We start from the raw sequence: 23,780 nt of genomic DNA on the forward strand, positions 1-23,780 counted from the left end.
GGTGTGTCCAACTTCGTTTGACGTTTAGCATAGAGGGCACCGCTAATGACTCCGACCCCATTCCGTGCATGGCTGCGGTTAGCAGTTCTTGCACCGGCAATTGCAATCTTCTCAACATGGCAATTGTCACCATTGTCCGCCACCGTGATGACTTTTCCTCTGTCGATCGAGTACAGCGATGGAACATCTCCCGCTGGATCAGCTCCCTGGCTCACTGCCATTTTCGACGACGAAGGCACTCCCGGCACGGTCAAGCTGAAACTCGTCGCTTCGAATCTGACAGGAAGCGAGTTTGTCAGCAAATGGACGTTCAATCTCAATCCTGCGCTCTCACCATCCGACATCACATTCAGCGCGCCGATTAAGACCGGCAGTTTCACGAGCCCCACGATCAGTAAGCTCATTAATTCCTTTTCGGCTGGGCCTGACGCCAGCTATGACATCGAGTTCAGCTTCTCCACGAGCGGAGCCGGAGGCGGTACACAACGCTTTGGCGCCGGTGAAGCCGCCGAGTACACCATCACGGGAAGCGGTGGCGCTGCTGGTTTGATTGCTGCTGATTTCAACTTCAAAAGCCAACCAGGTAATGCCGGTGTCGGTGGCCCTTACCTGACAGGTGCTCACGTTCAATCGATCGGTGGCAACGACAGCGGTTGGATCACCGTGGTTCCCGGCTTCGATCCTTTTGGCGGCGTTCCTGAGCCAACAAGTCTCGCTCTTTGCGTGCTTGCTGTTTGTGGATTGGCCACTTACAGATCACGAAAATAATCGAAACTCAACACATCATTAAAAAAACCTCAGCCACATGGCTGAGGTTTTTTATTGTATTTCTTCGTCAATACGACTACCGCTGCGCTGCAGCCCGCGGCGCGGCCCTCTGCTGCTCCGGTGCATCTTCCACCATCGAATGAAGCATCGTGCCAATCAGAGCTGTCGTTTGGCCCTCAGCGCCGTTTCCGCCCCCCGTGACCATCACCCGTGGCGTGATCATGATGTTCTTCTCGCCCACGATGTTTAAGAGCTCCACCAGCGCGGCATTGTCGCTGCCGATCTGCTCGGCAATCAACTTGTAAGCCGCGGCTTGGGCTTCGGCTTTGATTTCGACGGCCTCGGCTTCCGCCTGGGCGGCGATTACCTGTTTCTGCTTATCGTTCTCGGCGATCTTCACCGCGTAAGCCGCCGTCGCGAGGCGTTTTTCTTCCTCGGCCTCTTGCTCGGTCTTGGTGAGTTGCTTCTTTTGCTCGGCGGCACGCTGCTGCTCGTTGAAAGTTTCCTGCTCTTGCAATGCGATTTCGCGGTCGGTTTGCGTTTTCAGCAATGCTCCAAGAGTCTCCTCATTGCCCACGTCGCCAATCCGCACGGCCGTGATCGTCACGCCGATGTTTTTCAATTCGTCCTTGAGCATCGATTCCGATTGACTTTCCTGGTGCGAACGCTGCTTCACATAGTCGAGCGCCTTCACCCCTTCGGCATTGTTACGGAAGATCGCTCGCACGGCGGAATCCATCACGGTCCGCAAACCTTCTTGATCGTCACCCACCGTGGCCACCAACAGCGGTGCATCCTCGGGATGAATTTCAAACTCCACGCGCACGTCGACGGGGAACGTAAAACCGTCGGACGTACGCACCATGATTTCCCGCTCTTCAGCCGTATCAGACCGTGGACCTTGCCGCGACGTGTACAGCACGATGTGCTTCTTAGTGGAAATCTTCGTGACTTCATACGCCTTGGGATTGATGTACTCCTGACCTTCAGGAAGTGGTTCGCGCCAAATACCCCGCTGACCCCGAGCCGCCAAATGCCGGGCCATCGCTTCTTGACCTTCGACTTCAACGGCTGCCGAGCTATCGCCGACATTCGACTTTACGACGCCCACGGTCGCTTTTTCGATCGTCGTGGCTGGTTCAATCTTCATTTCAAACAGCTTGGGGTTGATACGATACGACCCCGGCTTGAGTACCGAAGTCTGGGGGCCCTTATAGCCGCCCCCTTCTCCCAAAAAGTACTCGGCGTCCTGCGCCATCAATCCTTCTTTGGATTCTTCCCACTCGGGCGCATAAGCGGTGCCGCGCGGTAACGGCTTGCCGTCCGACGCATTGAGAATTCCGACGCTGCCTGCGGGAACGGTTTGCACTTCGGTGATATCAATGTCGTAGATGAACGGCCAATACCAAGGATGCCAGCCCGGCGGCAGAATGCGCGCCTGCGGGCCCTTTTCGCCATTGGTGGCAATAATCTTTCCTGGTGGCAACGAAGTGAAACCAATGTTCTTGGTCACGACGCCGATTTGGTTCTCGCTCACAAAGCGAAACGATGCCAACGTGAAGAACGACATCATCACCAAAAATGCCACGAGCAAACCTGCCAAGCGCAGTTCAAAAGACTGCAACTTGGCGACACTCGCCACGATCATGGCAGACAACACAACACCCACAATGACAAACAATAAAGACATATTCATTTCCCCCCTTAAAATCGGCTTGCACAAACTTAGCTCAGCCAGGCCCAGGACCCACGACTTCCTGCCGTAATTCGGTCCCTTGAGAGCGTATTCGCCGCAGTGCAGGCGGTCTTGCACAGATTCGCCTTTGCCACGGGAAAGGAATATAACGATTTTAGCGACTTCGCGCTGAACCTTTCCTTCACAATGCGAGTCTGGAATGGCAGCCCGTGCCCCTTCCAAGGCCGCCAAAGGGCCCCTGAGTTGCTTCCGCCCCCACGGGCAGGTAAACTTAGGTAATCAGCCGAAACACCCTTTATTCTCCGAAACTTGCCATGCTGTCCGTCGCTTCCAACTCGATTTCGCGAATGAGTATCGAGATTATTGCGATCAGCATTATTATTGGCGGCAAGCCTCGGGGTTGAAGTCGGCAGACAACCGAACCACACGACAACCCTGGGCCCTCAAGGCTTCAGGGTTTTTTTATTCCTTAGTTGGAGTGGTCGCTTAAGCGACCAGTCCGGACCAGATCTATGACACACATCCAAATCTACGACACCACTCTCCGCGACGGTGCCCAAGGTGAAGGCGTTAACTTTTCACTTGAGGACAAAGTTCTTATCGCCCGGCGGCTCGATCAATTCGGATTCGATTTCGTCGAAGGTGGTTATCCGTTGTCGAATCCCAAAGATGCCGAATTCTTTCAGCGCATCGCCGAAAAACCGCTTAAGAACAGCCGGGTCTGCGCCTTCGGCATGACGCGCCGCAAGGGGATGAAACCGGGCGAGGATGTCGGCATGAAGGCACTTCTTGATGCCCAGACACCCGTTGTCACGATCGTCGGCAAGACTTCCGATTTCCAAGTCACCGAAGTGCTTGGTGTTTCCTTGGAAGAGAATCTGGCGATGATCCGCGAGACAATCGCTTACTTGCGCGAACAAGGCCGCGACGTGATCTACGATGCGGAACACTTTTTCGACGGCTGGAAGCGAAACCCCGAATACGCCGCTCAAACGATCCGCGCCGCTGCGGAAGCCGGGGCCTCGATCATCGTCATGTGCGACACCAACGGCGGCACGATGCCCGAGGAAATCGCCGCCATCACCCGTGAGGCCGGCGCGAAAATCGACAAGCCTCTCGGCATCCATACCCATAACGACTGTGAACTCGCGGTGGCAAATTCGCTGGCCGCCGTCGATGCGGGTGCCGTCCAAGTGCAAGGCACGATCAATGGGCTAGGCGAGCGTTGTGGCAACTCCGACTTGGTTTCGGTGGTCGCGAATCTTGCCCTCAAGAAGAAAGGCTACAAAGTTCTTAACGGCTTTGGCCCGGAACACCTCACCGAGCTATCGCGCTATGTGTATGAAATCGCCAACATGCACTTCCGCGTGAATCAGCCTTTTGTCGGCCCCAGCGCATTTGCTCATAAGGGGGGCATGCACGTCCACGCAGTGGCGAAGATCGCGTCGAGCTACGAGCATATCGACCCCACGAAAGTCGGCAACGAACGCCGCATCCTCGTGAGCGAGCTTTCCGGCCGGTCGAACATCATCGCGCTCGCCACAAAGATGAATCTGCAGAACGACAAGGCCCTGATGGACCGCGTGCTGCGGGAGGTAGTCGAACTTGAGAATCGCGGGTATCAATTTGAAGCCGCTGAAGCGTCGTTTGATTTGCTCGTTCGTAAAGCGGCGGGAATTCACAAACCCCACTTCGAGCTGATGCACTATCGCACAAGCGTCGTCAACCGCAATGGCACGCCGATCACCGAAGCCACGGTCAAGCTCTCAGTCAACGGCCAGCAACTTCATGAAGTCGCCGAAGGGGACGGCCCCGTAAATGCGCTCGATGCCGCGTTGCGTAAAGCACTCAACGGTCAATTCCCAAGCCTCAACCAGATGCACCTCGTCGATTACAAAGTGCGTGTGATCAACTCCGACGCTGCCACCGCCGCGAGCGTCCGCGTCGTCATCGAAACCCAAGACGACACCGGCACCTGGGGCACCGTTGGCGTCCACGAGAATGTCATCGAAGCCAGTTGGCAAGCCCTTGTCGACAGCATCGAGTATAAACTCTGCAAGGACAACAAGAGTTAGCCGGCAGCGTCCCGCTGCCGATCCTCAATTCCGTGCAAAATAGCCTCTCTCTACTTCATCTCGAACAGTCCCGGCTCGGGAGTTTCGATCTCGTAGTTGGCTTGCTCGACGGTCGAGCTCTCCTCTTCTTCGGAGAAATTCTCGCGGTCGCGCATCACCAGTTCGCGTCCAACCTCAGGCAAGGCATTCACACGAAATCTGCTCTCGAGTGCGCCGGACTGTTTGGCTTGTTGCAGCATCTGTACGACGTCGGGATAATTGCCGCCAAGTTCCACCACTGCGCGGATAACCTCTTCGACCTTGGTTGAGACAATCCGCTGTTGTGTTGTCTCACCGAAATTGCTGACTTTGATCTGTCCGCCCGAAAGTCCGTTGACAAGGATTTTCGGCCCTGCATCCAATACCAACGGTAACTTCAGCTCGTGGTTGAGTCCAAAGAACACAATCTCGGGTCGATGGCTGCTGGTCACGTGAATCAATGGATCGCTCGGTAAGTCGAGCAAATGCAGTTTGAACTTTCCTTTGAAATCTTCACCTTGTAAAAAACCATCCGACGGTGCCATCGCCGTCATTGCGCGAAAAGCCCCATAGCGAGTCTCGGCACTCTTGACTGTGAGCAACGATCGCAAACCGTCATATGCTGCACCATCATCCATGGCGCTCAATGCTGCTAAAGCATGTACGCGGAACGCTGGTTCCTCGCGGGCGACATAGACCAATGGCTCAACTGCCTCGGTCACGTCCAGATAGGCCAAGGCCTCAGCAGTGTAAAATCTGACTTCTGGATCCTCAGACTTCAATCCAGAGAGCAAGATCTCTTTCGCTTGATCACTGCCGACGGCTTCCAATCTGATCGACGCATCGGCAGAAGTGACTGGATCAAGCAGTTGTTTCTTCAACAGTTCCAGCCGGGCCTGCAACTCGCTGGCTGATTCATCGATGGCGATGTTTCGCACAACGCGCATATAGCGGCTCACGTTATCCTTATAACGTGGATGCAATTCAAGTTCCAGAAACTCATCAGTCTTGGGCGTGGCCATGCCGCGTTGCTGGCCCTCGACGTAACTATAAAAGCGATTGTTTACGGCCTTGCCAATTGACTGGCTTAAACGAATCGACTGATGTTCGTTATTCAGAATGAGACCCAATTTGCGATCCTTCGAGGCTATACCACCACCAAGAATACGACCTTGCCGCGCAAGCACGGGATCTTTCTTGATCTCCGCGTTGGGATCAACCAGCACGGATCCCATCGCAGCTCCCAAGGTATGGCCCTTGCGAAGTTGATCGCCGAGCACGGCAGTTTCCGTGAGAGATGTTTCCAGCAGATGACCGCCGCGCAAACTGGTTGTGTTGCTCTTGGAGGGGCTGCGCACTTCGATGTCGAAAGGATCACCGGCACGAATGCCAGGACGTTGGAAACCACGCACCAAGACCAACGCCGTATTCGGCGAGGCGAGAATTTTATTGGGATTCTCGATGCCACGGCGATTCATTTCGGCAAGCAAGGCCGCTCGCTGCGGCGATGGGGGAGGATCTTCTCCCGTGCCAGCCAACCCCGTGACCAACGACACGGCCTCGACTTTGACATAGTTCAAACCGTAAGGCTGCGTAACGCTCCCCACGAGCGACATATCAGCCCTCGAAGCCTCAGCTTCCTTATCCAGCGTGGGGCTTTGCTGCCTCAAAATCGGGCCCATGCAGCCCGACCACAAACCCACGGCGATCAAGGTGATCACAATGTCCGTTCGATTGCCCAGCTTCGTTCGGCGGGTCAGTGCAGGCCTCATGCAAAGCGTCTCCTACGCATCGTAAAACAAACATGGCTCCCGCGCACCACATCCTGTGGGGGGAGCGTCAAGCGGTGGGAGATTACGAAGACCGGCAAGCTGGGTCAAGACAATCCCTGCCAGCACCAGCACAGCATGATGCTAGCAACATGCGGCAACATCTCACGGAGGATCGTAGCCGCCAGGATTCCAGGGATGACAGCGGGTAATTCGCCGCACACCCATCAACGAGCCACGAACCGCACCATACTTCTTGACCGCTTCAATGAAATAGGCGCTGCATGTCGGCTCAAAACGGCAACATCGCCCCAGTAGCGGGCTGATCGTCCACTGATAGCACCGCACGCAGAAAATCAGCAGCATCGCCGGGACTTGCCGACAGGCCGACCACACGGCTTTCATGTCGTCTCCTTGCTCTCGCGCTGCAATCGTTTGGCGAGCCGCAAAGAAATCGCCTGAAAAGATTGTTGCAAGTCGGCAACGCTCGGTACCGTCTTTCCCCGTGGCACGACACAAAGGTCACACGTGGGAAGTTCAGACCTGACTAACCGAAACGCCTCGCGCAAGGCACGTTTCCAACGGTTCCGAGCGACCGCGTTGCCGCACTTCCGGGAAACGACCAATCCCAACCGCGGTTCATGCGTCACACCAAGGGCCGCGTGCAGCACGATGTGGTCGTCGCTCGCCACGCACCGCCGCTTAAACACCCGATCAAATTCGGCGGGCTTCAGGAGTCGAGCCGATTTGGGAAAGCCGAATTCGTTCATCACCCTTGCCGTGAGGTTACGACACAACCGTGTCATCTGTGCCGACGGTGTCGTCACCTGAAAACGTTTCCGAAGAATTCGCCGATTGCATCCGGTCCGACACAGGCCGTTGTGGCGGTTGGGTCCGTGGCAAGATCACATCGGGTGGCACCACCGGCCCACGACGTTCGTGTCCCTGGCGACGTACCCAATGCCCAAGCAGCATCGTCCCCACGATCAGCAGCATGCCGAGCAGCAGAATCCCCAGCAAGGCCATCAAGATGATCGTGCGTGTCGGCTCGGGAACTTTGCGTTCCGCCTGCTGTGCGAAGAGCAATCCATCGACGATTGCAGGGATTACCATCGCAACTCTGACCGCGGATTCTGGGGATACTTCTTCAAGATCTCAACAAGTTGTTCACGATCGTCCGGCGAAATATCCTTCGGCACAACGACCATCACTTCGGCAAACAAGTCGCCGACTTCACCGTTGGAATGTTTCACACCCTGCCCTTTCACGCGCAGTTTGCTACCGCTCGATGTGCCTGGGGGAACCGTGAGCGTGATTGTGCCATTAGGGGTCGGCAGGTCGATTTTCGCACCTCCGATGGCTTCCGCCACGGTGATTGGCACCCGCACGTCGAGCCGATTGCCTTGGCGGCGAAAATGGGGATGCGGCGCGACATCCACCTTGATCAACAGATCACCCGCCGCACCACCCGATTCACTTTCTTCGCCCTTGCCACGCAGGCGAATCTTTTTCCCCGGCTCGATCCCCGCGGGGATCTTCACCCGCAAAGATTCGGTCGTGCCATCCACTCGCTGCAACGAAATCTGCGCTTCGCCACCCAGCACGGCCGTGGCAAACGGCACGGTGAGTGTGTGTTCGATGTTGTGTCCCTTGGTGGGAGCAGCCCGCTTGTTCTTTTGCTTGAAGGTTTTGAAGAGATCGGCAAACCCGCCACCACCGACGCCGCCACCCATTCCCGCGCCGCCGCCGCCGAACAGATCGTCCAAATTCACTTCAAAGCCGCCGGCTCCCGGGCCTCCCGCACCAGCCCATGGATTCGGTCCACCTGGGCGCGGACCACCACCGCCGCCGCCAAATGTTTCGTAGGCATTTCCATAGCGGTCGTAGAGCTCACGCTTCTGCGGATCGTTCAAGACATCGAACGCGGCCTGCACCTGTTGGAATTTTTCCTTGGCCTTGGTGTCGTTCGGATTGAGGTCGGGGTGATGCTTGCGAGCCATCTGGCGGTACGCCTTCTGGATTTCATCCGGCGTCGCCTGCCGACTCACCCCTAATGTTTCGTAATGATCTGCTGCCATGCGATTGAAATGCGAGGAATGGAAATCGGCCTGAATGCCTCATTTTACCGGTTGCCCCTACGAAGGATAGCGGCCAAAAGTTCATCGTGCGTGCTAGACTTGGCATAGGTTCCTGGAATCGTCGTCTATGCCGATTACAAGTGTTTTGCGGGAGTTTCCGTTGCTAGTTCGAAGCATTGCCTGCCTACTGAGTGCCCTGCTGATCTCCATGAGCGTCTCGCCCGCCCACTCCGCGGGCTACGACGGCGTGCTCACGATCAGCGTCGCCGAGGAAGGCACGGGCCAGCCCTTGCCTGTCCGCATGCAACTTCGCAAGTCGGGACGACCTGTCCGCGTGCGCGCCGCAGGAGCGATTGCCGTTGATGGTTATCTGGTGTTCGAAGGTTTCGTCACCCTGGAACTGAAACAAGGCAACTATGAGTTTTCTCTGGATGCCGGCCCCGAATTCCAAACCCGCGACGGCCATTTTTCCCTTGAGCGCCATGCCGACGACGAAACCGAAGTGCTTCTCGCACGGCGAGTCAGCATGCGCGGCGAAGGCTGGTGGGGCGGCGACCTGGATGTGGCTCAAAGGTTTGAGAACATGCCCCTCTTGATGCGTGCCGCGGGGATTGAATTCGTTCCCGTGATCACCGCAGAGAATGACAACGGCAAATGCCGCCAGGTTCGACAATCACCTTCGGAACAAATCTCCGAAATCTCGCCACCCTTGTTTGGCCCCTGGGCCGCAGTTGATAACCGCCGCGGCAGTGGATTGCTGTTCGTGGGCATGCAACAACTGCCACAAGTTTGCGAAGCATCAGCAACTGAATCGCCGCTAGCCATGTTAAAAGTGGGTAGCGAAATGGGAGATACCCCTATCGCGCTCAGCCCGTTTGCTTGGGAACTCCCCGTGTGGATTGCCTCGGGTAAGTTGGAAGCCGTGAACATCATCAATCGCAATGCTCTGATCGATAAATCAATCGCCAACGAAAAGGGTGGTTACCCACGCGATAAGAAATTCTTTCCCGGTGCGATGGGCAATGGCCGTTGGAGCGAAGCCATTTATCACCATCTGTTGAATTGCGGCCTGCGTATTCCACCCACCGCGGGAAGTGGCTCAGGCAGCAATGGCAATCCTCTCGGCGCGAACCGAGTGTACGCCTACTGCGGCGAACAATGTACCCCCGCCATTTGGCTCGAAGCGATGAAAGCGGGCCAAGTGATGGTCACCAACGGCCCGCTACTTCGCACGAAAGTCGAAGGCCAACTCCCAGGCTACGTCTTTCCCACCGCCGTCGGCGAGGAGCGTGAGTTTCACATTTCGCTCAGCCTCACTTTCTACGAGAAAGCTGCTGTGGAGTATCTGGAAATCCTGCAAAACGGCGAAGTGGCCCACCAGATTCGGCTGAAAGATCTCGCGGAACGGCAAGGCCGACTGCCGCCGATCAAGTTTGCCAACAGCGGTTGGTTCGCCGTACGAGCGATGACCGGCAACACAAGAAATTATCAGTATGCCACAACCGGCCCGTACTACGTCGAACGCAACCGCCAACCGCGCGTCAGTCGCCGCAGCGTGCAGTTCTTTCTCGATTGGCTCGACGCGGCCAAAGAAGAATTTGCCGACGATGAAGCGATTCTCAAAGACTTCACCGACGCTCGACCTTTTTGGGAAGAGTTGCTCGCCAAGGCCAATGATGACTAGCAACTGGTAAATCTCTTACGCACACGCTACGTCTGCTTCTTACTCAGCTCTTTTTGATTTTTTGGCTGCGGGTTTCTTTGAAGTCGTTTCAACAACCCGTTTTCCTGGCTCCGCGTTCTTAAAAAGATCGATGATCTCATGGAATGCGCCCGTCATTTCGACCATTTGCTCGGCCATTTGCATGGGCGTTGCGCCGTGTTGATCTTGAGCCTGTGGATCCGCACCAGCATCAATGAGTAGCTTTGCGGTCTCGTAAATTCTCTGTGAGTCGATTTTCAATCGAAAAACGAATTCCTCATTGACGTAGTCTTTTATAAGAAACGCTGTTCCTAACGGCGTGTGCAATGCCGTACGGCCAATTTTCGATTTGGCCTGCACATCGGCTCCGGCTTGAATCAAAGCAGCAACGGACGCGGGTTGCGCTTTGCTTGCAGCTAACATCAGCGCCGTGTAACCGTCAGCGTCCTTTAACTCAAGCTTTGCGCCGCCTTGGGCCAATGCATCGATGACGTCGGCATGGCCTTTTTCCGCGGCAAACATGAGCGCGGTTTGTTTGCCTCGGCAACGCAAGTTGACATCTGCACCCGCCGCCAATAACAACTGCACTGTTCCGAGCGAATTCGAAGCGGCAGCAATCAACAGGGGCGAAAGTTTCGCTCGGTCGAGGGCATCGACTTCGGCACCATTCTTGAGCAGCAACTGCACGACGTCGGCATGCCCCGATTCTGCCGCCCACCCAAGGGCCGTGCGATGCATTTGGAATCCGCCCTCGCGGACCATCGCCACGCCACCTTCCCTGAAGACAAAGCTAAAGCCGCTATCACTATCTTGGACGTTATCATCCTTCACAGAAACGTCGGCTCCATTTTGCAAAAGTTGTGCAACAAACTCAGCGTTTCCATGCGCGGCAGCCAACATCAGGGGCGTAAAACCTGGCGACTCGGGTCGCGTGTCACGAACGTTGACGTCCACTCCCGCCTGCAGCGCATCACTCACTTTGGCCGCATCGCCCGATTGAGCCGCCAAAAACAAGCCTTCAGCGGACGAATTCTTGTGGTGTTCACTTGCCATTGCGATCTCAAGTAATTTAACAAGATTACATGCACTAGCCGGTTAGCCATTCAACGGCGTCATACCGTTGGCATTCATGATACCGGGATGGCTTGGCGAACCACAAGCAAATGCATCGAGATTTCCAGCACAACCGCATGGAAAACGACATGCTCAGGTGAAATTACTCAACCTTGCTACCGTGGAACCGATAAGTCACTTCACCGGCGTGGCCATTGGCAGCGTCCTTTTTAGGATCCATTGGCAGGTAGGTGCCTTGCGTGGAATTCAACAACTCGCGTTGAGAACGGAACTCCTCGCCACCTTGCCAGGCTGCGGCGCGGACGTATGTGCCATCCGACATGAGTATCCGCGCCCGCGTATTGTCGCGTAGGTAAATGGGAACGATTTCATCGCAGACGCGTTTGCGCAATTCTTCCGCTTCAATAGGAAACATCACTTCCACGCGGCGGTCAAAGTTACGCGGCATCCAGTCGGCACTGGAAAAGAAGACTTGAGCTTTCGCTCCCTCGCCAAAGATCAAAATGCGGCTGTGTTCCAGGAATCGATCCACGATGCTGCGAACGTGAATGGTTTCTGAAATTCCTTCCAGTCCAGGCCGCAAACAGCAAATGCCGCGGATGATCAGCTCAATCGGCACACCCGCTTGACTAGCGCGGTAGAGAGCTTCGATCGTTTCGCGATCCACAAGCGAGTTGAGCTTCGCGAAAATAAACGATTTTTTCCCCTCGCGGGCTCGCTGCGCTTGTTCGTCGATGAGTTCCACCGTACGTCGATGCAAATCTTGCGGCGCGATGATCAACTTTTGCCACTCGTGGCCTTGCGAATAACCGGTCAGAAAATTGAACAATGCCGAGGCATCTTCGGCGAAAGCTCGATCAGCTGTGAACAGCCCCAAATCCGTGTAAAGCCGAGCGGTGGTTGGGTTGTAGTTGCCCGTACTGAAATGGACATACCGGCGAACTTTCTTTCCCTCCTGCCGCACGACCATGGCCAGCTTGCAGTGTGTTTTCAAATCCATGAAGCCATACACCACGTGCACGCCGGCGCGTTCCATCTGGCGCGCCCAGATGATGTTGTTCGCCTCATCGAAACGGGCCTTCAGCTCGACCAGCGCCGTGACCTGTTTGCCATTTTCAGCCGCCTGAATCAACGCCCGCACAATGGGGCTGTCGCCACCACTCGTGCGATAAAGCGTCTGCTTAATGGCCAGCACGTTGGGATCTTCGGCCGCTTCTTGAATGAACTGCACCACCGGATCAAACGAGTCGAACGGGTGATGCAGCAAAATATCCCGTTGTGCGATCACATTGAAAATATTGTCGGCCCGGCGTAATTCGGTCGGCATCCGCGGCACAAAAGGAGCATCACGCAGAGTTTCTTTGTCTACAAGCCGAATCAATTCGCCCATGCAGGTGAGATCCAGCATGCCGTTGATATGGTAAACGTCCGAGTAAAAGCGGCCATCGACCTCATCACGGACGTGCAGTTGCTCTTCATTGACCAGCATGGCCAACAGATCGGAGCTCATCCCCGCTTGCACTTCCAACCGCACCGCTTCGGAATGTTGCCGCACGCGTAGCTTGGATTCAATGGCCCGTAGCATGTCGTCGGATTCGTGCTCGAGCACGTCGATGTCCATGTCCCGAGTCATACGGAAACAGGCGTGATGCGAAATTTCGTAACCGCCAAAGAGTTCGGGCAACTTCGCAGCCAACAACTCTTCGAGCATCACGTACTTGTTTTCGCCCGGTTGGCCAACGTCGATGAATCGCGGCAACACGGTCGGCAATTGCACCACGGCAAAAATATCAGTCGGGCCAAAGCCACTCGCCCTGTGCAACAAAGCAACCAGATAAAAACCGCGATTGTGAAACCGCGGACTGGGATGGCTCGGATCGATCGCCATCGGCGTAAGCACCGGGAACGCCCGCTGGCGGAAGAACTCATTGACGGTCTTCCGTTGAGCTTTGTCTAAATCCTTCTCGGCCAATATGTGGATGTTGTTCTGGGCCAACTCGGGCAGAATCGCGTCGTTGAAACAGCGATACTGCTCATCGACCATGCGTCGCGCGCGTTCCGAAATGCGCACCAATTGCGCGACCGGCGTCAGACCATCGGCGGTGATATCTTGTGGTGCCACACCGCCAAAAGCTTGCTCTCGCAAACCTGCCACCCGCACCATAAAGAACTCGTCGAGGTTCGAGCTGAAGATCGACAAGAACTTCGCTCGCTCCAAGAGCGGATTCGACGATTCTTGCGCTTCTTCCAAGACGCGCGAGTTGAATTCCAACCAGCTCAACTCGCGGTTGATGAAATGCTCGGGAAGAAACAGCGAAGAATCAGTCATGGTGCGAAAACTTAGAGCAGCAATTTCAGACAGCACAAACGCTAGAGCGTGCCTCTGCAGTATAGCTTATTGAATCCGGCGAAACTGGGGGATTCAGGAGTATGCCGGCAAAAGATGGGGCCTAAATCGGCACCTGAACCGCATTGCGATTGTGGCGAACCGCGGGGCCGATGAGTTGGGCCATATCTTCGGAATCAAGCGCCTCGCGCTCCAGCAGCGCATTGGCGAGAACTTCTAGTTTTTCCTTGTTTTCCGTCAACAACTCCGCCGCCCGGTCAGCGGCCGAGTGCAGAATCTTAGCAATTTCTTCATCAATGACCTGGGCAGTCCGCTCGCTAAACGTCCGCTGCTCGTGTGCCATTTCCCGACCCAAAAAGGGATGCTCCTCGCCATTGCTGTAGGCCACGGGCCCAATGCGTTCGCTCATGCCCCAACGTGTGACCATCTTGCGCGCGAGTTCGGTGGCTCGCTTGAGATCGTTCTCAGCACCGGCACTGAATTGCGCGAACTCCATCTTCTCGGCCGTGCGTCCTGCAAGGACCATGGTCAACATGGCTTGCATTTGACTTTGATTAGCGTTGAATCGATCTTCCTCGGGAACCAACTGCGTCACACCAAGTGCCCGCCCACGCGGAATGATCGTGACCTTGTGTACCGGTTCACAATCGGGCAACAGCCAAGCCACAAGCGCATGCCCCGATTCGTGGAAGGCTGTCACCTTCTTATCTTCGGGAGTAAGAATGTCCTCGCGCATCGATCCCATTAAAACTTTATCACGCGCGTATTCAAAATCTTTGGGACCGACCTTGTCATTGTTTTGCCTTGTGGCCCACAACGCTGCTTCATTTACTAGATTACGAATGTCAGCGCCCGTAAGCCCCACCGTGGCCCGTGCAAGTTTGTCGAAGTCCACTTCCTCGGTCATGGGGACGTTCTTGCTGTGAAGTTCAAATAGCTCTTTGCGCCCCTTCACGGTCGGTCGATCAACCGTTACATGCCTATCGAACCGGCCCGGCCGCAAGAGTGCTGGGTCGAGCACGTCGGGACGATTCGTCGCAGCAAGCACGATTACCGTCGACGTGGGACTGAAGCCGTCCATTTCGCTCAAAATTTGGTTGAGTGTCTGTTCCCGTTCATCGTGTCCACCACCCATTCCTGCGCCGCGTTGCCGGCCCACGGCGTCAATTTCGTCGATGAAAAGGATCGCCGGCGAGTTTTCTTGAGCGGTCTTAAACATATCGCGCACCCGGCCCGCGCCGACGCCTACAAATAGTTGGATAAACTCCGAACCGTTGATCGAGAAAAACGGCACACCCGCTTCCCCCGCAACCGCCCGAGCGAGCAGCGTCTTGCCAGTTCCAGGAGGGCCCATCAACAACACCCCCTTAGGCACCTGGGCACCAAGTCGCTGGAACTTAGGAGCGTCTTTCAAATATTGAACAATCTCTTCAAGGTCTTTTTTCACACCATCCAAGCCAGCCACGTCGTCGAAGGTGATTTTGCGATCACTCGCATCGTAACGCCGTGCGGGGCTTTTGATGACGCCGCCTAACATCCCGCCACCCATCATCTGGTCGCGCGTGCGGCGCATCATGTTCCAGGCAAACAGCACCAACAGACCAAGCCCCAGCAACGACAAGAAAAAGAACAGATCGTCGTAATTCGCCGGGTTTTCGGCGCGGATTTCAATGCCTTTCGCTCGCAATTGAGCGAGCCATTCCTCGCCGACTTGTGGCGGCAACGTGCTTTGGAATTTCTTGATGGGGGCCGGCTGCTTATCGGCGGCTACCACGGGATTCGGAACTTCCACGGGCTCCTTAAACTCGCCAATCACATGCCGCGAAAGAATATTGATCTTCGCGACGTTACCCGCCTCGATTTGGTCGAGCAGTTGGCTGTACGAGATCGAGGGCTCTGCTCCCCAACTGGAGAACAGCAGAAATACCGTGGCCATGCCCAACAACAGAAACACGAGCCATTGCGTGGGATTGCGCTGGGAACCAGAAGGCTTTGCGGTGTCGCCGTTTTTTTCTTTTTCAGCCATGAATTCACATGTGAGAGAATGAGGATCAATCGAGCCTCCTCATTCTAGGCGGGGCACGCGAGAATTTCGAGCGGGATCAACCGCTCTAGTTGAATCGCTTGATTTCGCCCTGCACTTTGCCTTCCTTGAAGGTCGCTTCCGCGATCTTTTTGCCCGTGTCGTTGAACTCGGCCATGGGGCCATCGAGTTGGCCTGCCTTGAATTGAGACTGTTGCCGCATTTGGCCGTTCTCGAAATACGTTGTCCGCTCACCCTCAACTTTGCCGTCGACGATGTTGGCTTTCACCTTGGGAGTCTTGCCGTCTTCATAATAAGTGACCCATTCCCCGTGCCGGATGCCGTTCTTGAAACTCTGCTTGCTCTCCAGCGTGCCATCAGCGCGGCGCACTTCAAAAGTCCCTTCAGGCTTACCCTTCTTGAAGGTAATGGTCTTACATACCTCGCCCGTGGGATGCCAGTAGTTCCACTCCCCTTCCATCACTCCGCCAACGTAGTTCCCTTCGGTGAACTTCTGACCATCGGGATAGTATTCGACGTAAGGACCATCGTTGACATAGGTATCGTCCGAAAGGATCGAGACATTACGCTCCGAGCGGAGCTTCCCATCCTCGTATTTATCCTCGACCTTCTGTTTGCGAACTTCTCGTCCGGGGGGATCGGATTCCGGCTCATCAAGATACACGTCATCCGATTTGGCTTCTTGCGCGGAAGCAGGAACGACCCAGGCAATTCCGAAACAGAGAATGCATACAAACGAAAAGAACTTCAACGCGGTCATGTATTTCATTCCAAGAATGTGATGAATTTAATTAGACTATCAAGAGTTTAGCCCAAAGACGCTTGGGCAGACCCATTCAGTATGACATCTCCTTCGCGGCAGACCAATCGGTAGGTTGGCCCGGACGACGGGAAATTGCCTGCGAGGTCGAACCACCTATTCGGGCTGACGCGATTATGCGGGTCACAGCTGAATCTGCCAATTTGCGGGGAAACAGGCATCTTTCTCGACGACCAGAATCCCGTCCCGCAGCGAACAGAACTCGTTGATCTCGCAATCACCCTGATTGCCGGGATTCACGATCTGTGCCCGCGCGCCAATACGACAGTTTTTGTCGATGATCGCTTTCTCAATCAGCGCCCCTTCGCCGATCCCAATTGGGGTCCGCTCGCTATGCCGGGCGATGTCGTCATCGGTTTCGTAAAAGTCGGCCCCCATGATGATCGAGTCGCGAATCGTCACGTTCCGGCCGATCTTACAGCGCAGGCCAATCACGCTATTCACGATATGCGCGCCCGGTTCGATGATCGAACCATCCGCCACGAGACTGCTTTCCACGGTCGCACCGTCGAACCGCGTGGGCGGTAAGAACCGTGGTCGCGAGTAAATTGGCGCCGACGGCGTGGTCAGTTCGTAAGGAGCATTCGGCCGCGTGAGTTGCAAATTCGCTTCGAAGAACGAACGAATCGTGCCGATGTCTTCCCAGTAACCGTCGAACAGGTGCAATTGGACTTTGTGTGTCTCGATCGATTCAGGGAACACTTCTTTGCCAAAGTCGCGATGATGAGTTTCGTGCAGCAACTCCGCCAGAACAGCGGCATTGAACACGTAGATGCCCATGCTCGCCAAACAATCGCGGCCTTGGCTCTCGATGCCTTGCGCATCGATCCACGCCGGATCGGTACGTACGGAGTTGAGCAACTCCTCGGTCGTCGGCTTTTCGGCAAAACCAATGACTTTGCCGGTGTCGTCAGCCCGCATGATTCCCAGCGACGAGGCTTCGCTACTGTGAACTGGCTTGGTGGCGATCGTGATATCCGCCCCCGCGTCGCGATGCGTTTTCAGCATTTCGCCGAAATTCATGCGATACAACTGATCCCCCGACAAGATCACCACATATTTGATTCCAGGCTGCGTGAGATAGCGAAGGTTCTTCCGCACGGCATCGGCGGTCCCTTGATACCAATCCGTGCCTTCGGTCATCGTTTGTTGAGCGGCAAGAATTTCGACGAATCCGCCGCTGAAATTATCAAACCGGTACGTGCCCCGGATATGACGGTGCAAGCTCACCGACATGAACTGCGTGAGCACATAAATCCGGTTGAGTTGGCTGTTGAGACAATTAGAAAGTGGGATATCGATCAAACGATATTTGCCAGCCAGTGGCACGGCGGGTTTGGAGCGATATTTCGTGAGTGGCATGAGGCGCGTTCCTTGCCCTCCACCCAACACAACAGCAATTGCATCACGCATGAAAAGGTAATCCTTTGTTTATCCACTAGCCGGTTGCGGCTAAGCGATCCTTGTTCTTTTAATCCTTAACCTTTGATCACAAAATTTACCATCCGGCCGGGGACGGCAATCACTTTCACAATTTGTTTCCCTGCGAGCAACTCGGCAACCTTCGCGTCAGCTCGAGCCGCTGCTTCCATCGCTGCGGCATCGGTCTCAGCCGGAATCGTGATCTTGCCACGCAGCTTACCATTAATCTGCACGGGGATTTCCAGTTCCGTTTCGACGAGGAGTGATTCATCGTATGCTGGCCACGGCTCATACGCCAGGGTTTTCTCGTGCCCTAATGCTTGCCACAATTCCTCCGCAATATGGGGGGCAAAAGGGGCCAACAGCAGCACCAGCGGCTCCATCGCAGCCCGCGGACGACGATCCAGCTTTGTGAAGAAATTGCAAAACTCCATCATCCGGGCAATCGCCGTGTTGAACGACAGTTTAGCGACGTCCTCGGTCACGGCTTTGATCGTTTTGTGAAGCACCCGTTGCTGCTCGGTGGTCAAGGCGTCGTCGCAAACCGCCGCGTTGAGCGTGTTCTGCTCGGCATGATCGTCAAGAATCAACCGCCAGACACGGTTTAAAAACCCATGCACGCCGCTGACCCCTTCCATGCTCCATGGCTTGGTTGCTTCCAAAGGCCCCATGAACATTTCATAGAGTCTCAATGAATCCGCACCATACTCCTTCACCACGAGATCAGGATTGATCACATTGCCGCGGCTCTTCGACATCTTCTCGTTGTTCTCGCCAAGAATCATTCCTTGATTCACGAGCTTCTTAAACGGCTCCGGCTCGGAAACCACCCCCCGGTCGTAGAGCACCTTGTGCCAGAATCGCGAGTACAACAGATGCAGCACCGCATGCTCGGCCCCGCCGATGTAGAGATCGACCGGCATCCACGCCTTCTCCACGGCTGGATCAATCGGAGCTTTGTCGTTCTTCGGATCAAGAAACCGCAAGTAATACCAGCAGCTTCCGGCCCACTGCGGCATCGTGTTCGTTTCACGCTTGTACTTCACCCCATCGATCACCGGGTAGAGCCATTCCTCAGGCGCTTTATCCAGCGGCGGCTCGGGTCGGCCATGCGGCTTAAAATCTTCCAGATGCGGCAGATCGACCGGCAATTCCGACTCAGCCACCGCACGAATGCGGCCAGTTGGATTGCCGTTTTGATCAAGCTCATGCAAGATTGGGAAAGGTTCGCCCCAAAAACGTTGCCGACTAAACAGCCAATCCCGCAACTTATAGTTCACAGCCTGCTTGCCAACGCCATGTGCTGACAACCAATCCGTAATCCTTTCTTTGAACTGCGTGGTCGTGAGCCCGTCAAACTTACCTGAATTGATGGCAACACCATTACCGGGAAAAACCTTCTCACCCGCGAGTACGTCATCCCGATCGCTGGCGGTTTCGCCGGGATCAACAACGGCCTTAATGGTAATGTCATACTGCTTCGCAAACTCAAAGTCCCGCTCATCATGCGCCGGCACCGCCATAATCGCGCCCGTGCCATAGCTGATCAGCACATAGTCGGCGATCCAGATCGGCACTTTCTCGCCGTTCACGGGATTTATCGCATAACTCCCTGTGAACACGCCGGTTTTTTCTTTGGCGAGCTCCGTGCGGTCGAGGTCACTTTTCGCGGCCGCCTTTTCGCAATAAGTCTTCACCGCTGCGGCGTTCTCTGCCGTGGTCAGCTTCTCCACGAAGGGATGCTCCGGCGCGATCACCATATAAGTCGCGCCAAACAGCGTGTCAGGCCGCGTGGTGTAGATCCGCAGAAAATCATCTGCCGGCTTCCGTGGAAATGCTTGTCCACGGCGCTGCAACGTCACACTCGGCCAATTGGCAGATGGGCCAATATAAAAATCGACTTCCGCACCCGTACTGCGACCGATCCAATTCCGTTGCAGAGCCTTCACGCTCTCGGGCCAATCAACTAGCTCCAAGTCTTTTTCCAAGCGACTCGCGTAAGAAGTAATTCGCAACATCCATTGTCGCAGCGGCATTCGCACCACGGGATGGCTGCCGCGCTCGCTTTTGCCGTCGATCACTTCTTCATTGGCCAGCACCGTGCCCAGCGCTGGGCACCAATTCACCGGCGCGAAACTTTGAAACGCCAACCGATGCTCGTCTTGATAGGCCAGTACCGCGGCTGCACACTCGTCGGCCACGTCCGAAGGGATCGGCAGTTCCGCAATCGGTCGTCCCTTCTGCTGTTCCTCGTCGAACCACGTGTCGAACAGCTGCAAGAATATCCATTGCGTCCAGCGGACATATTCCACATCGGTGGTCGCGAGCTCGCGCGACCAGTCATAGCTGAACCCGAGCATCTTCAACTGACGACGGAACGTGGCGATGTTCTTCTCGGTTTGGATGCGGGGATGCTCACCCGTCTTGATGGCGTGCTCTTCCGCGGGCAGGCCGAACGAATCGAAGCCCATCGGGTGAACGACGCTCTTACCTTGCATCCGAGCCGCCCGGCAAACAATGTCGGTCGCCGTATATCCTTCCGGATGCCCCACGTGCAAGCCGTCGCCACTCGGATAGGGGAACATGTCGAGCGCGTAGAGCTTTTCACCCTTTGGCATTTGCGGGGCGACAAAGGTTTGGTGCTCCTCCCAATAGGCTTGCCACTTGGGTTCGACGACGGCGGGATTATAACGCGGCATGAGAAATGTCAGGCTGTAAAAGGACGCAAGCGAGCCGGGTCGTGGGCACAAACACGAAGTGTTGGTCGGACCCCAGTTCCAAGCAGCAAGAAAACCGCTAATTCTACAGCAATTAACGACTTGCGCGAACCGCGCAGCCGTTGACGTTTGTCCGTTCCGCTAAGTACGATAACCAGTTTGCAGCCGCCTGTGCGGTGCCGACTGGGAATAGCGTCTGCCGACGGGATTTTAAGAAACATGGAAAAGAGTAAAGTTGCCATTGTCGGCCTGGGAACCGTTGGCTCGGGCGTTGCCAAGATTCTGCTCGAATTCGGCGACCGCACCGCCCGCCACGCCGGCCGCACCCTGTGGTTGGAGAAAGCCGTTGTTCGCGATCTCAAAAAGGCTCGCAACTGCGACCTCCCCGACGGCATTCTCACCGACGATCTGAACGAAGTGCTCGACGACCCCGAGATCGAAGTCGTCGCCCATTTGGTGGGAGGCATCGAACCGGCCCGCACGATCATGCTTCAACTGCTGGAACGCGGCAAAGACGTCGTCACGGCCAACAAAGCGTTGCTAGCGGAACACGGCCCCGAACTCTTCGATCGCGCCCGCGAGCTGGGCCGCTCGATAGCCTTTGAAGCCTCCGTGGCGGGTGGCATCCCCATCATTGCCAACATTGGCCAATGCCTCTCCGCGAATCAGATCGAATCCATCCAAGGGATTCTCAACGGCACCAGCAATTTCATTCTCACGAAGATGCACGAAGATGGAGCCGCCTACGCCGAGGTCTTGGCCGAAGCCCAAAAGCTGGGCTATGCCGAAGCCGATCCGACGATGGACGTCGATGGCGCCGATGCGACGCAAAAGTTAGCCATCCTCGCGCATCTTGCCTTTGGTGCCCGCGTCGATTGGCAAGACATTCCGCGTTCCGGCATCGATACGCTCGACGTGGCCGATGTGCGTTACGCTCAAGAGATGGGCTACAAGATCAAACTCTTGGCCGTAGCCAAACTCGTGGACGACGGCTTGGAACTGCACGTTTCGCCCACGTTGGTGAAAGCAGGCACACCACTCGCCGAAGTGGGTGGCCCGTTCAATGCCATTCGCGTGGTGGGCGATGCCGTGGGACCGCTGCTCTTTTACGGTGCTGGGGCCGGTCAAATGCCAACAGCTTCTGCGGTCGTGGCCGACATGATCGACACCGCCGTGGGTCGCACCAAAATCACCTTCAAAACGCTGGAACTGTGGTCACGGCGTGAAGCCCGCGTGACACCCAACGATTATGCCCAAGCCAAGGGCCGCTTCTACTTGCGTGTGAACGTCGACGATCATCCCGGCGTGCTCGCGCAGATTACATCGGCACTCGGCAAACAAAAAGTTTCGATTTCGTCGGTGCTGCAACACGAAGCCGAACCCGGCAGCCAAGTCCTGCCGCTGGTGATCATGACCCACGAAACGACCGCCGGTGCCGCGGCCAAAGCCTGCGAAGAAATCGCGGGGTTGAGTTGTGTCAAAGGCGATCTGGTCCGCATGTGGGTCAGAGATTAGGTAACCACTAAGATACAAAGGACACAAAGACAGTTGAGTTGAAGTGAGTTCCTACGACCCCATAGCTGATGAGATAGAAAAAATTGCACATGAAGTGATTCAGGGTGCATTTCGAGTTCACAAAGCCCTGGGGCCTGGGTTACTTGAATCGGTTTATGAATCATGCCTATGTCATGAGTTGGCTAAGTCTAACTTAAAGTATGTAAGGCAAGCTGTACTACCAATTATCTACGACGATTTGGTGCTAGAATCTGGCTTACGTATCGATCTTTTGGTTGAGGATTGTGTGGTCATTGAACTGAAATCTTGTGAACAATTAATGCCACTGCACGAAGCGCAGTTATTGACCTATTTAAAACTATCGAAAAACCGTTTGGGACTTTTAATCAATTTTAATGTTCGTCTACTCAAAGACGGTCTCAAAAGAATAGTAATTTAATCTTCCTTTGTGACCTTCGTGCCTTAGTGGTTAATTAAATTATGAAATACGCGATCATCATCCCCGACGGTGCTGCCGACGAGCCGCAAGCTTTGCTTGATGGCCAGACGCCGCTTGAAGCCGCCAAGACACCCGCCATGGATGCCGTCGTGGCGTCGGGCGTGATCGCGCAGGCTTGCCATACTCCCAAAGTCCTCCCCGCGGGCTCCGAAGTCGGCAACATGAGTCTCTTGGGCTACGACCCGCTCACCAACTTCACGGGCCGCGCGCCGATTGAAGCCGCTGCACAAGGAATCGAACTCTCACCAGACGACTGGGCCATTCGCTGTAATCTTGTCACGGTCCAAGACCAGATCATGAAGAGCTTCACGGCCGGGCATATCTCGACCGAAGAAGCAACCGAGCTATTGGCGACGGCTCAAGAAAAACTCGGCGGCAATGGACTCGAATTTGTTCCTGGTGTGAGTTATCGCAACCTACTGATCTGGCGCGGTAAAGAACGCCCTGCCCCGTTCACGATGGAAATGCGAGCTACCCCGCCCCACGATCTGACCGACAAATCAGTGCTCGACAATTTCCCCCGTGGTCCTGGCAGCACGGTCCTCAACGAATTGATGACCGAAACAATCGCGCTGTTTGCCGATCATCCGGTCAACAAACGCCGCCTTGCTGCGGGTAAGCCTCCTGCAACGAATGTCTGGCTCTGGGGCATCGGCAAGGCGCCCAAGTTGGCTCCGTTCACCGAAGCCTATGGCCCACGTGGCGCAATGATCACCGCCGTCGACCTACTGCGTGGTTTGGCCGCTTTGGTCGGTTGGCAACGGATCGAAGTCCCCGGCGCCACCGGCTACACCGACACCGACTACGCCGCCAAAGGCCGTTATGCGATTGATGCCCTCCAGGAAGTCGATCTCATTTGCGTCCACGTCGAAGCCCCCGACGAATCGTCGCACGAAGGGGACTGCGGCAAGAAAGTCAAATCGCTCGAAGAGATCGACACCCACGTCGTGGGTCCTCTCGTCGACGCCTTGAAATCCTACGGCGACTACCGCGTGATGATCTCCCCCGATCATCCTACGTACCTCAGCACCAAAACACACACACATGGCAACGTCCCCGTGGCGATGGCTGGCACGGGCATCGAAGCCGACGAGTACACCACCTACGGCGACACCAACGCCGCCCAATCCTCGCTCGCCTTCGACGAAGGCTGGCGCACCATGGGTTGGTTCATAAAAAAATAACCACTAAGACACAAAGGGCACTAAGAAAATAAATTGCAATTTATCAAAATCT

At 55.5% G+C, this 23,780-nt stretch carries 18 protein-coding genes and 1 pseudogene; 6 read left to right on the plus strand and 13 right to left on the minus strand.

What is annotated here, in order from left to right; all coding sequences use genetic code 11:
* Positions 1 to 45: 45 nt before the first annotated feature.
* Positions 46 to 768, plus strand: a complete 723-nt coding sequence (locus SH678x_RS17830; protein WP_496919806.1) for a hypothetical protein — start codon at positions 46 to 48, stop codon at positions 766 to 768.
* Positions 769 to 844: 76 nt separating this feature from the next.
* Here the strand turns inward: SH678x_RS17830 and SH678x_RS17835 are convergent, their stop codons facing one another.
* Positions 845 to 2,458: an SPFH domain-containing protein gene (locus tag SH678x_RS17835; protein ID WP_496919807.1), complete on the minus strand. Its 1,614-nt coding sequence runs from the start codon at positions 2,456 to 2,458 to the stop codon at positions 845 to 847.
* Positions 2,459 to 2,976: 518 nt separating this feature from the next.
* On the opposite strand from SH678x_RS17835, the gene cimA reads away from it, so the two are divergent.
* On the plus strand, positions 2,977 to 4,539 hold the full coding sequence (cimA, locus tag SH678x_RS17840; RefSeq protein WP_496919808.1) for a citramalate synthase: 1,563 nt from the start codon (positions 2,977 to 2,979) through the stop codon (positions 4,537 to 4,539).
* Positions 4,540 to 4,589: 50 nt separating this feature from the next.
* Here the strand turns inward: cimA and SH678x_RS17845 are convergent, their stop codons facing one another.
* The 5 genes from SH678x_RS17845 to SH678x_RS17865 form a co-directional block, all read right to left on the minus strand.
* Complete coding sequence (locus SH678x_RS17845) at positions 4,590 to 6,329, minus strand: flagellar basal body P-ring protein FlgI (protein WP_496919809.1); 1,740 nt, start codon at positions 6,327 to 6,329, stop codon at positions 4,590 to 4,592.
* A 162-nt stretch (positions 6,330 to 6,491) separates the two neighbouring features.
* Positions 6,492 to 6,731 (minus strand): membrane protein insertion efficiency factor YidD, encoded by a 240-nt coding sequence (yidD, locus tag SH678x_RS17850; protein WP_496919810.1) that lies wholly within the window; start codon positions 6,729 to 6,731, stop codon positions 6,492 to 6,494.
* The gene (rnpA, locus tag SH678x_RS17855) at positions 6,728 to 7,096 is read right to left on the minus strand and encodes a ribonuclease P protein component (RefSeq protein WP_496919811.1); all 369 of its coding nucleotides are present in this window, start codon (positions 7,094 to 7,096) and stop codon (positions 6,728 to 6,730) included. The genes yidD and rnpA overlap by 4 nt, the downstream gene beginning before the upstream one ends.
* 16 nt (positions 7,097 to 7,112) lie before the next feature.
* Positions 7,113 to 7,439: a hypothetical protein gene (locus tag SH678x_RS17860; RefSeq protein WP_496919812.1), complete on the minus strand. Its 327-nt coding sequence runs from the start codon at positions 7,437 to 7,439 to the stop codon at positions 7,113 to 7,115.
* Positions 7,433 to 8,404, minus strand: coding sequence for a DnaJ C-terminal domain-containing protein (locus SH678x_RS17865; RefSeq protein ID WP_496919813.1), 972 nt, complete (start codon positions 8,402 to 8,404; stop codon positions 7,433 to 7,435). Before SH678x_RS17865 ends, SH678x_RS17860 begins: the two co-directional genes overlap by 7 nt.
* Before the next feature lie 127 nt (positions 8,405 to 8,531).
* On the opposite strand from SH678x_RS17865, the gene SH678x_RS17870 reads away from it, so the two are divergent.
* The gene (locus SH678x_RS17870) at positions 8,532 to 10,088 is read left to right on the plus strand and encodes a CehA/McbA family metallohydrolase (protein ID WP_496919814.1); all 1,557 of its coding nucleotides are present in this window, start codon (positions 8,532 to 8,534) and stop codon (positions 10,086 to 10,088) included.
* A 39-nt stretch (positions 10,089 to 10,127) separates the two neighbouring features.
* Here the strand turns inward: SH678x_RS17870 and SH678x_RS17875 are convergent, their stop codons facing one another.
* From SH678x_RS17875 to leuS, 7 genes and pseudogenes are all read right to left on the minus strand, one after another.
* Positions 10,128 to 10,868, minus strand: a complete 741-nt coding sequence (locus tag SH678x_RS17875) for an ankyrin repeat domain-containing protein (RefSeq protein ID WP_496923082.1) — start codon at positions 10,866 to 10,868, stop codon at positions 10,128 to 10,130.
* A 69-nt stretch (positions 10,869 to 10,937) separates the two neighbouring features.
* Positions 10,938 to 11,174 (minus strand): annotated as a pseudogene (locus tag SH678x_RS17880) (ankyrin repeat domain-containing protein); the annotation flags it as partial.
* Between the two features lie 148 nt (positions 11,175 to 11,322).
* A complete protein-coding gene (ppk1, locus tag SH678x_RS17885) occupies positions 11,323 to 13,509 on the minus strand; it encodes a polyphosphate kinase 1 (protein ID WP_496919815.1) in 2,187 nt (728 codons plus the stop codon).
* Between the two features lie 121 nt (positions 13,510 to 13,630).
* Positions 13,631 to 15,553 carry an ATP-dependent zinc metalloprotease FtsH gene (ftsH, locus tag SH678x_RS17890; RefSeq protein ID WP_496919816.1) on the minus strand — a complete coding sequence of 641 codons (1,923 nt, stop codon included), beginning with the start codon at positions 15,551 to 15,553 and terminating at the stop codon, positions 13,631 to 13,633.
* A gap of 85 nt (positions 15,554 to 15,638) precedes the next feature.
* Positions 15,639 to 16,331: a toxin-antitoxin system YwqK family antitoxin gene (locus tag SH678x_RS17895; RefSeq protein ID WP_496919817.1), complete on the minus strand. Its 693-nt coding sequence runs from the start codon at positions 16,329 to 16,331 to the stop codon at positions 15,639 to 15,641.
* A gap of 183 nt (positions 16,332 to 16,514) precedes the next feature.
* Complete coding sequence (locus tag SH678x_RS17900; protein ID WP_496919818.1) at positions 16,515 to 17,804, minus strand: glucose-1-phosphate adenylyltransferase; 1,290 nt, start codon at positions 17,802 to 17,804, stop codon at positions 16,515 to 16,517.
* A 65-nt stretch (positions 17,805 to 17,869) separates the two neighbouring features.
* On the minus strand, positions 17,870 to 20,512 hold the full coding sequence (gene leuS / locus SH678x_RS17905; protein ID WP_496919819.1) for a leucine--tRNA ligase: 2,643 nt from the start codon (positions 20,510 to 20,512) through the stop codon (positions 17,870 to 17,872).
* Positions 20,513 to 20,749: 237 nt separating this feature from the next.
* Between leuS and SH678x_RS17910 the strand changes: the two genes are divergently transcribed.
* The 3 genes from SH678x_RS17910 to SH678x_RS17920 are packed head-to-tail and all read left to right on the plus strand — an operon-like array spanning position 20,750 to position 23,728.
* Positions 20,750 to 22,045, plus strand: coding sequence for a homoserine dehydrogenase (locus tag SH678x_RS17910; protein ID WP_496919820.1), 1,296 nt, complete (start codon positions 20,750 to 20,752; stop codon positions 22,043 to 22,045).
* A gap of 43 nt (positions 22,046 to 22,088) precedes the next feature.
* Positions 22,089 to 22,484: a GxxExxY protein gene (locus tag SH678x_RS17915; protein WP_496919821.1), complete on the plus strand. Its 396-nt coding sequence runs from the start codon at positions 22,089 to 22,091 to the stop codon at positions 22,482 to 22,484.
* 41 nt (positions 22,485 to 22,525) lie between these two features.
* Complete coding sequence (locus SH678x_RS17920; protein WP_496919822.1) at positions 22,526 to 23,728, plus strand: cofactor-independent phosphoglycerate mutase; 1,203 nt, start codon at positions 22,526 to 22,528, stop codon at positions 23,726 to 23,728.
* Positions 23,729 to 23,780: the final 52 nt, after the last annotated feature.

The organism is Bythopirellula superficialaquae (genome assembly GCF_059632245.1).